Origin of the sequence: Bradyrhizobium sp. BRP56, from assembly GCF_020194035.1 — a bacterium.
Lineage (GTDB): Bacteria > Pseudomonadota > Alphaproteobacteria > Rhizobiales > Xanthobacteraceae > Bradyrhizobium > Bradyrhizobium australafricanum.
Genome location: NZ_JADYVV010000034.1, coordinates 83,020 through 92,595, shown reverse-complemented (window position 1 = coordinate 92,595; position 9,576 = coordinate 83,020). Strand labels below are relative to the sequence as shown.

6 protein-coding genes and 1 pseudogene are annotated in these 9,576 nt (G+C 66.1%); 1 reads left to right on the top strand and 6 read right to left on the bottom strand.

Annotated elements, in window-relative coordinates:
• Positions 1-119: 119 nt before the first annotated feature.
• The 3 genes from I6F38_RS23690 to I6F38_RS23680 all read right to left on the bottom strand — a co-directional run bounded on the left by I6F38_RS23690 (position 120) and on the right by I6F38_RS23680 (position 5,384).
• The gene (locus tag I6F38_RS23690; protein WP_028331957.1) at positions 120-1,490 is read right to left on the bottom strand and encodes a sigma-54 dependent transcriptional regulator; all 1,371 of its coding nucleotides are present in this window, start codon (positions 1,488-1,490) and stop codon (positions 120-122) included.
• Positions 1,491-1,507: 17 nt separating this feature from the next.
• Positions 1,508-3,979, bottom strand: a complete 2,472-nt coding sequence (locus I6F38_RS23685; RefSeq protein WP_225161988.1) for a PAS domain-containing sensor histidine kinase — start codon at positions 3,977-3,979, stop codon at positions 1,508-1,510.
• A gap of 265 nt (positions 3,980-4,244) precedes the next feature.
• A complete protein-coding gene (locus I6F38_RS23680; protein WP_225161987.1) occupies positions 4,245-5,384 on the bottom strand; it encodes an epoxide hydrolase family protein in 1,140 nt (379 codons plus the stop codon).
• A gap of 145 nt (positions 5,385-5,529) precedes the next feature.
• On the opposite strand from I6F38_RS23680, the pseudogene I6F38_RS23675 reads away from it, so the two are divergent.
• A pseudogene (locus tag I6F38_RS23675) lies at positions 5,530-5,673 on the top strand (IS630 family transposase); the annotation flags it as partial.
• Between the two features lie 12 nt (positions 5,674-5,685).
• Here the strand turns inward: I6F38_RS23675 and ntrC are convergent.
• Genes ntrC through dusB form a run of 3 tightly spaced genes read right to left on the bottom strand, consistent with a single transcriptional unit; the run spans position 5,686 to position 9,263 of the window.
• A complete protein-coding gene (ntrC, locus tag I6F38_RS23670) occupies positions 5,686-7,128 on the bottom strand; it encodes a nitrogen regulation protein NR(I) (RefSeq protein WP_225161986.1) in 1,443 nt (480 codons plus the stop codon).
• A gap of 9 nt (positions 7,129-7,137) precedes the next feature.
• Positions 7,138-8,313: a nitrogen regulation protein NR(II) gene (locus tag I6F38_RS23665; protein WP_225161985.1), complete on the bottom strand. Its 1,176-nt coding sequence runs from the start codon at positions 8,311-8,313 to the stop codon at positions 7,138-7,140.
• Complete coding sequence (dusB, locus tag I6F38_RS23660) at positions 8,310-9,263, bottom strand: tRNA dihydrouridine synthase DusB (protein ID WP_249794266.1); 954 nt, start codon at positions 9,261-9,263, stop codon at positions 8,310-8,312. The genes I6F38_RS23665 and dusB overlap by 4 nt, the downstream gene beginning before the upstream one ends.
• Positions 9,264-9,576 lie beyond the last annotated feature (313 nt).

Below are 9,576 nucleotides of genomic sequence, written 5' to 3'. Positions count from 1 at the left end.
ACCCTCGCCCCGCCGATCGATCCAAACCACCCCCGAGAGCCGCCTATCGGCTCCCCGGCGGGTGACCGCCGGGGCTTCGCTCCGAGCCGCCAGCGGACTGCCGGCCTGCCGCGCCGGGGTCAGCCGACCCCGAGCGCCTTCAGCTTGCGATGCAGCGCCGAGCGCTCCATGCCGACGAACTCCGCGGTGCGCGAGATATTGCCGGAGAAGCGGCTGATCTGGGCGATCAGATAGTCGCGCTCGAACACCTCGCGCGCCTCGCGTAGCGGCAGACCCATGATGTGCTCGCCATTGTTGGAGGTCGGCATCGCCGGCACCATCGAGCCGACGTCCTGCGGCAGCATGTCGGCGGTGATGATCGCCTCCGGCCCGCCGCCGGCCAGGATCATCACGCGCTCGACATTGTTGCGGAGCTGGCGGACGTTGCCTGGCCAGACATGCGACTGCAGGACCGCCATCGCGTCCTGCCCGATCTGCCGCTTCGGCAGGCCGGTGGCGGCCGAGATCTGGTCCATGAAATAGTCGATCAGCTCGGGGATGTCCTCGCGACGCTCCGACAGCGGCGGCACCCGGATCGGCACCACCGAGAGGCGATGATAGAGGTCCTCGCGGAAGCGGCCTGCGGCGATCTCCTCCTCGAGATTGCGCGCGGTCGAGGAGATGATGCGGACGTCGACATGGACTTTGCCGGTGCCGCCCTGGCGCTGGAAGGTCTGATCGACCAGCACGCGCAGAATCTTGTTCTGGGTCTCGCGCGGCATGTCCGCGATTTCGTCGATGAACAGCGTGCCGCCATGCGCCTCCTCAAGCGCGCCGGCCTTGCGCTGCTGCTCGCCGTTCGATCCCTCGATGCCGAACAGCTCGATCTCCATGCGCTCCGGCGTAATCGCGGCCGCATTGATCACCACGAACGGCCCCTCGGCGCGCCCGGAGGCATGGTGCAGCGTGCGCGCGGCAAGCTCCTTGCCGGCGCCGGAGGGACCGACGATCAGGATGCGGCTGTTGGCCTTGGCGGCGCGGTCGATGGTCTGGCGCAGCTGGTTCATGCAGGCCGAGCGGCCGGTCAGGACGCTCGCCGCAGGCGCCAGCTGCTTGAGCTCCTTCACCTCGCGCTTGAGCCGCGAGGTCTCCAGCGCCCGGGTCGCGACCAGGATCAGCCGGTCTGACTTGAACGGCTTTTCGATGAAGTCGTAGGCACCTCGCTTGATCGCGGCGACCGCGGTCTCGATGTTGCCGTGACCCGAGATCATCACGACGGGCAGATCGGCATTGTCCTTCTTGATCTGCTCGAGCAGCTGCAGGCCGTCGAGCTTGGACCCCTGCAGCCAGATGTCGAGGAAGACCAGGTTGGGCCGGCGGTTGGCGATCTCGGCGAGCGCCGAGTCGCTGTCGCGCGCGGTGCGCGTGGAAAAGCCCTCATCGTCCAGAATACCCGCAACGAGGTCGCGAATGTCAGCTTCGTCGTCGACAATCAGAATGTCACTTGCCATGGGTTACACCTGCCTTGTCAGTCGCTCGTCGCGGCTTTGAATTTTGGCTTTTGCGCATTTGGCTCTTGATTATTTGGCCCTTGATCAGCGGGGTCTCGGATAGGTTCTTGGGTTGGTTCTTGGGTTTTTGGTTCATTGTTGGTCGCTTGTGCCGGGCCGTTGGTCGGCTCCTCCGGCGGATTTTTTTCACTGTCCGGTTCGGTCTTGTCCGGTTTGACGTCCGGTTTTTGGTCCTTGCTTTCGGGCTTGTTCTCCGGCTTGGCCGCCTGGCCCGTGACGGCAAAGCGCAGCCGCATCCAGGCACCGCGCTGGCCGTCGCGGAAATCGGAGGCATCCTTGAGCTCGATGCGGCCGCCATGGTCCTCCAGAACGCGGCCGACGATCGCCAGGCCGAGGCCGGTGCCCTTCGCCCGGGTCGTGACATAGGGCTCGAGCAGGCGCGCGCGGGCGACCTTGGGCAGGCCGATGCCGTTGTCGACCACGTCGATCAGGATGTCGTCGTTCTCGCGCTGCGCCACGACGTCGATGCGGCCCTTGCCAAGCTCCTCGCGCGGGACCTGCTCGATCGCCTCGGTGGCGTTCTTGATGATGTTGGTCAGCGCCTGCGAGATCAGCCGGCGGTCGAACTGGGCGGGCAGCGGCGACTGCTTGATGTCGGCCTCGATGTCGAGATCGGGATGCGCGACCTTCATCAGGAACACCGCCTGGCGCACCACGTCGGCGACGTCCTCACCTTCCATCACCGGCTTCGGCATCCGCGCAAAGCGCGAGAACTCGTCGACCATCCGCCTGATGTCGTCGACCTGGCGCACGATGGTATCGGTGCACTGCTCGAAGATCGACTTGTCCTTCTCCTCGGTGATGGTCTTGCCGAACTTGCGGCGGATGCGCTCGGCGGAGAGCTGGATCGGGGTCAGCGGGTTCTTGATCTCGTGGGCGATGCGGCGGGCGACGTCGCCCCAGGCCGAGGTGCGCTGCGCCGACACCAGCTCGGTGATGTCGTCGAGTGTGATGATGTAGCTGTCGCGCGATTGGCTGGTCTGCTCGGCCGAGACGCGGACCGACAGATTGCGCTCATGGCCGTCGCGCAGGATCGTGACCTGCCCCTGCACCAGGCGCTGCGTTCCCTCGCGCGCGGTCTTCATCATCTCGTCGAGCTCGGGCAGCACGTCCGAGAGCGGATGGCCGAGCGTCTCCGATTCGGCGTGCCCGATCAGCTTCTCCGCCGAGCGGTTGAGGACGCCGATGGTGCCTGAGGCGTCGACCCCGATGATGCCGGCAGAGGCCGACGACAACACAGCTTCGATGAAGCGGCGGCGGCTGTCGATGGTTTCGCTGGCATCGACCAGCTCGTTGCGCTGGGTGCGCAGCTCCTGGGTCATTTTGTTGAAGATTTCACCGAGCAGCGCGAGGTCGCTTTCCGACTTGTTGACGGGCACCTGGACATTGAGATTGCCCGTCGAGACCTCGCTCGCCGCACCCATCAGCTGGCGGATCGGTGACACCAGCCCGTTGGCGAAGTTCAGGCCGATCAGCACCGAGGCCATCAGGATGGTGAGCGCGATCACCGCGAACATCAGCGCGAACGCGACCTGGATGCCGAGCCTGCGGGTCTCGAGCTGGGCATATTCGGCCGCGCTGGTCTGGGTCTGCTTGAGCTGGGCCACCACCGCCGGATCGAGCAGTCGCGCCACATACAGGAACATGTCGTCATAGGCCCGCAGGCGGACCACGGAGGCGACGTAGTTTTCCGGAAAGACCGAGATCTTCGGCTCGGTCTCGTTGATGTCCTTCAGGATGTCGGGCGGCGGCGCCTCGTAGTTCAGGCGAACGCCGGTTTCGGCGCTGGCGACGATCTTGCCGTCCTTGTCCATCAGCACCGCGACCGGAAGATTGCGCGACTCGGCGCCGGCCGTCATCAGCTGCAGGAACGTCATGCGATCCTGGTCGTAGAGCGGCCGCGCATGGGCGAGGTCATTGGCCATCGCCAGCGTGTCGCCGTTGATGAGCTGGGCGTGCTCTTGCATGTAGGCGCTGGCGATGGTCAGCGAATTCTGGATCACCTGCTTGGTGGGACCCGAGAACAGCCGGTCGAGGCCGCGCTCGATGGTGACGTTGGCAACAATCGACACCAGCACGGCGGGCAGCACCGCGATCACCGAGAACAGGCCGACGATCTGCACATGCAGCCGCGCCGCGGCCCGGCCGCGCCGCCTCGCCTGCACCATCTGCCAGACTTCCCGGACGATGATGCCGACCAGCAGCAGGATGGTGCCGGCATTGATCATCAGGAAGGAGCGGACCACCTCAGACGTGGGCTCGATCGGGGTCAGCCCGGTCAGCACCACGAAGGTCAGGAAGGCGGACAGCAGCGCGATGGCCACGGCGAACGGCGCCAGCCAGCGCCGCAGCGGGAAGCCCCGCGCCTCTGCATTGGGCTCGGCCGACGGGGCGCGTAATGTTGAAGCGGTGGTCTCTGCGCTGGTCATACCGGCAATTGAGCTGAGAGCGATCGCCCGCGGGAATTGCGAACTGATGCAATCATATCACAATGTTGCCGAATTGCGACATTTCCGCGGCGCAAACCCCTGGTGCAGCGCCGTGTCCCCAAAACCATTTGTGACTACTCAATAACGGTAGCGGGCTTGAAGCGAGGCTTGCGCCCCGCCCCGGCAGCCCTAGACTAGTTCCGCCACGCCCGCGGCAGGGCCGCGGGTATAGCTGCCAATTCCGCGGTCGCCAAGATTGCCGACGTCACGAGCCTTTGCCGAGGACCAGGGCGACGAACGCCCGCAGGTCGCTCAGCATCAGGTCCGGCTCCTCCCAAGCGGCGAAGTGGCCGCCCGACGGCATGTCGCTCCAGTGCACGATGTCGTAGGTCTTCTGTGCGAAGGAGCGCGGCGGCGGGATGAATACGGGGTCAGGGAAGGCGGCGACGCCGGTCGGCACCTCGATGCGCGTTCCAGCGGGAAACTTGTTCGACTTTTCGAGGCGCCTGCCCTGATAGATCCAGGTCGCGGTGACGACCGAGGACGGCGCGACGTAGAGCATGATGTTGGTGAGCAGCTCTTCTTCGCAGAACTTGCTCCAGATGTCCGGGCGGCCATCGGGCGCCACCGGGAGATCGGCCCACTTGCCGATCTTCTCGAGCATCCAGCCGGCCGCGCCGACGGGGCTGTCGGCCATCGCCGCGCCGAGCGTTTGCGGGCGCGTCCCCTGCTGGTGACTGTAGCCGCTCTCCAGCTCTAAGAGTTCGTCCCGTTTGGCGACGAATGCCTTTTCCGCGTCGCTCGTCGGTGCGGCATCCTCCGCGTGTAGGTTGACCATGTTGAGGTGGATGCCGAGCAGCGCGTCGGGCCGGTCGTGCGCCATCCACGCGGCGATGGCGTTACCCCAATCCCCGCCCTGGACGATGAAGCGCTCGGCACCGTAAAGCTCGCCCATCAGCCCGTTCATCAGCGCCGCGGCCCGCCGCGGCCCGACGAGGCCGGTGATCGGCTTCGAGAAAGCGAAGCCCGGCAGCGACGGGACGACGACGTCGTGACCGTCCGCCACCAGCGGCTCCAGCAGCGGCTCGAACTCGAGATACGAGCCTGGCCAGCCGTGCAGGAGTAGAAGCGGCGGCTTCGAGCCGTCGCCCTTCAAATGCACGAAATGCAGGTGCTCGCCGTCGATATCCGTCATGAAATTCGGAAGCCGATTGAGGCGCCGCTCGACGGCACGCCAGTCGTAGACATCCCGCCAATAGGTGACGAGCCGCTGGAGGTCGGCGACCCCGACGCCCGATCGCCAACCTCCCGCGTCGGGAAGCTCGCTCCAGTCGTAGGCGGCGACCTTGCGCGCGATGGTCGCGAGCCGGTCGTCGGAAATCTCGATCTTGTAGGGCGTCGCCATCGCCGTCTCCTCGCTCCGCCGCCGCTCGCCGCGTGACGCCCGTTGGCCGCTCGAAAGGCCGCCGCCGCGGCATCCGAATGCTTGCGGCTGCATCGTCCCGCGTGACACAAAGTTAACTCGTTTTATTGCAACGAAAAGGCGGCTGTTGAAAGCGCTGCTTCGGACCGCGGAAGCTCGCACCGTCCCAGATCTGCGCGCCGCCATCCGGCAAGCCTTTACCCGCTTCACCTCTGACGAGTGCCGCAACTATCTCGCCGCCGCAGGCTACCACGCCTATGACCCAACTTGATCGGAAACAGCTCTAGCCGCCGCTCCGGTAGACTTGGATGTCGAGGTCGCGGATCTTTTTGCGCAGCGTATTGCGGTTCAGCCCGAGCAGGTCGGCGGCCCGGATCTGGTTGCCGCGAGTCGCCGCCAGTGCGGCGGTCAGCAGCGGGATCTCGATCTCCTTGAGGATGCGGTGGTAGAGGCCCGGCGGCGGCACGCCGTTCGGGAAGCCGGAGAAGTGCGAGGACAGATAGGCCTCGACCGCGCCGCCGAGATTATCGACGCCGACGGTCGCCGTGCTGCCCGAGGTGACCGCCGGCGGCGCCAGCTCGCCGTCGATGACCGAAGCGGTGATGACGTCCTGCGGATAGAGCGCGGCGAGCCGCCGGGCGAGGTTTTCCAGCTCGCGGACGTTGCCTGGCCAGCGGTGCTGCTTGAGCCGCTCCAACGCCTGGGCGTCGAGCTTCTTCGGCGGCAGGCCGTCCTTCTCGGCGAGCGAGAAGAAGTGCCGGATCAGGTCGGGCAGATCCTCGATGCGCTCACGCAGCGGCGGCAGCCGCAGCGGCACCACGTTCAGGCGGAAGAACAGATCCTCGCGGAACAGCCCCTGCTGGATCAGGATGCGCAGGTCCTTGTTGGAGGCGGCGACGATGCGGACGTCGGTCTTGATCGGGGTGCGGCCGCCGACGGTGGTGTATTCGCCCTGCTGCAGCACGCGGAGCAGCCGGGTCTGTGCCTCCATCGGCATGTCGCCGATCTCGTCGAGGAACAGCGTGCCGCCCTCGGCCTGCTCGAAGCGGCCGGAGGCGCGGGTGTTGGCGCCGGTGAAGGCGCCGCGCTCATGGCCGAACAGCTCCGATTCGATCAGGTCGCGCGGGATCGCCGCCATGTTGACCGCGACGAACGGGCCGTTGCGGCGCCGCCCGTAGTCGTGCAGCGCACGCGCGACCAGCTCCTTGCCGGTGCCTGATTCGCCCGAGATCATCACGGTGAGGTCGGTCTGCATCAGCCGCGCCAGCACGCGGTAGATTTCCTGCATCGCCGGCGAGCGGCCGACCAGCGGGATCGAGTCGAATTCACCGTCATCGGCGGGGCTGGCGACCCGCTCCTTCGGCTCGGCCAGCGCGCGGCCGACGATGGTGATCAGCTCCTTCAGGTCGAACGGCTTCGGCAGATATTCGTAGGCGCCGCGCTCGGAGGCGCGGATCGCGGTCATGAAGGTGTTCTGCGCGCTCATCACGATGACAGGCAAATTCGGCCGCATCTTCTTGATCCGCGGCAGGAGATCGAACGCGTTCTCGTCGGGCATCACCACGTCGGTGATGACGAGATCGCCTTCGCCCTGGCTGACCCAGCGCCACAGCGTTGCGGCGTTGCCGGTGAGGCGCACCTCATAGCCGGCGCGCGACAGCGCCTGGTTCAGGACGGTCCGGATGGCGGTGTCGTCGTCAGCGACAAGTATGCTACCTGCAGGCATTGGTGTTCCTCATCGTGCATCCTGAGAGGCAGGCGGTGACGTACCCGGAACGTCATCGCGGTTGCTTTGGTCGAGTTGCTTGGCGGCGCTGTACATCGGCATCAGCACGCGGAAAGTGGTTTTGCGCGGCTGCGACTCGCATTCGATGATGCCGCCGTGATCGCCGACGATCTTGGCGACCAGCGCGAGGCCGAGCCCGCTGCCGGTCTGCTTGGTGGTGACGAAGGGATCGAACAGGTTCGGCAGCAGGTCTTCCGGCACGCCCGAGCCGTTGTCCTTGACGCAGAATTCCAGCGGCAGCGAGACCCGCGATTTCTTGCCGGGCACCGACAGCCGCACCCCCGGCCGGAACGCCGTGGTGAGCTGGATCTCCGCATCGGTGCCGAGATCGGCGACCGCTTCGGCCGCGTTCTTCACGAGGTTGAGGAACACCTGGATCAGCTGGTCCTGGTTGGCCAGCACCGGCGGCAACGACGGATCGTAGTCCTCGATAAAGCGCACATTGCGGGCAAAGCCGGACTGCGCCAGGCGCTTCACATGATCGAGCACGGAATGGATGTTGACCGGGCCGCGCGCCACCGGGCGGTCGTCGCCGAACACTTCCATGCGGTCGACCAGCGTCACGATGCGGTCCGCCTCGTCGCAGATCAGCCGCGTCAGCAGCCGGTCTTCGGAGGAGGCCTGCTGCTCCAAAAGCTGCGCCGCGCCGCGGATGCCCGACAGCGGGTTCTTGATCTCGTGGGCGAGCATCGCCGCCAGCGCGATCACCGAGCGCGCCGCGCTGCGATGGGTGAGCTGCCGATCCATCTTGTCGGCGATGGTGCGCTCCTGCAGCATCACCACGATATGCCCGGGCCGCTCGGTCAGCGGCGCGACGTGCAGATCGACCTGGCGATCGCCGCCGATCCGCGGCGTGCCGAGATCGACCTTGTATTCGTTGACCGGCGAGCCGCTCGTCCGCACCTGCTCGATCAGCGCCAGCAGCGGGCTGCCGAACGGCACCAGCTCCTTCAGCGATTGCCGGCGCAGGAACTGGGTCGATATCTCGAAGAAGGATTCGGCTGCGATATTGGCGTCGACGATCCGCCCGTCGGGTGCGACCAGCAGCACCGGATTGGGCAGCGCATTGAGGATGGCCTCCCCGTCAGTCGGCACCGGCCGGCGGAATTCCATGGCTGACGTCATGCGGCAGCACTCCAGGCAAAATCTTCGTAGGCGTCGGCAAGCGAGCGATGCACGCTGGACGGCTCTTCCGCGGTCAGGATGGCCTGCCGCCAGGCCTTCAATGTCGCGGCCGGCGCGCAGCTATAGGCCGCAGCAGCCTCCAGCGCCCAGCCCAGATGCTTGCGTGCATGCTTGAGCCCGATGCGCAGGCCATAGTGGCTGCAAACCTCGTCATAGAGCGCGCGAATGTGCTTGAGCTGCTCGGCAAGCGACGGCGCGGCCTCGGCGATCCCGGTCTCCAGGCGGCGCCCGATCTGCCCCGGCAGCCAGGGCTGCCCCTGCGCGCCGCGGCCGATCATGACGGCGTCGGCACCCGACATCTCGAGCGCGTTGACAGCCTTGTCGAACGAGGTGATGTCGCCATTGACCACGACCGGGACAGTGACGGCGTCCTTGACGGCGCGCACGGCGTTCCAGTTGGCCTCGCCCTTGTAGAACTGGCAGCGGGTCCGGCCATGCACCGTGATCATCTGCACGCCGGCGTCCTCGGCGCGGCGCGCCAGTTCCGGCGCATTGAGCGAGCGGTCATCCCAGCCGAGCCGCATCTTCAGCGTCACCGGCACCTTGACCGCCGACAGCGTCGCCTCGATCAGCGTGATCGCGTGGTCGAGGTCGCGCATCAGGGCCGAGCCCGACTGGCCCCCGGTCACGTGGCGGGCCGGACAGCCCATGTTGATGTCGATGACGTCGGCGCCGGCGCCTTCGGCGATCCGTGCTCCCTCCGCCATCCAGTGGGTCTCGCAGCCCGCCAGCTGGACCACATGCGGCCCGACCCCGGCTGCCTCGCAACGCAGCTTCGACATCGGCTTGCCGTTCACCAGATCGTTGCTGGCGGTCATCTCGGAGACCACCAGGCCGGCGCCCAAAGTGGCAGCGAGTCGCCGGAAAGGCGCATCGGTAATGCCGGACATGGGCGCGAGGAGAACCCGGTTGGCGACAGCAATATCGCCGATCTTCAATGGGTTACGAGGAGTACTTTGCACGCCGGTCACAGCCGTCTCGTCGTTCTGTCAGCCACGCCATTGCAGCTGACGTCGCCTATTCTGCGCACAATTCTTGTGCAGTCAAGGCTCATGCCTACGGTTTAGACATTCCTATCATCAGTGCAGGTGCACTGCAACAAAATCTGCTTTTCCCACAGTCATCGGCAAACGCTCTGTTTTTGCGCAGCGGTCATGCTAAGGGCTGTGCGCGGCGATCCTCGCCGTCCCCCTCATCCCCGAT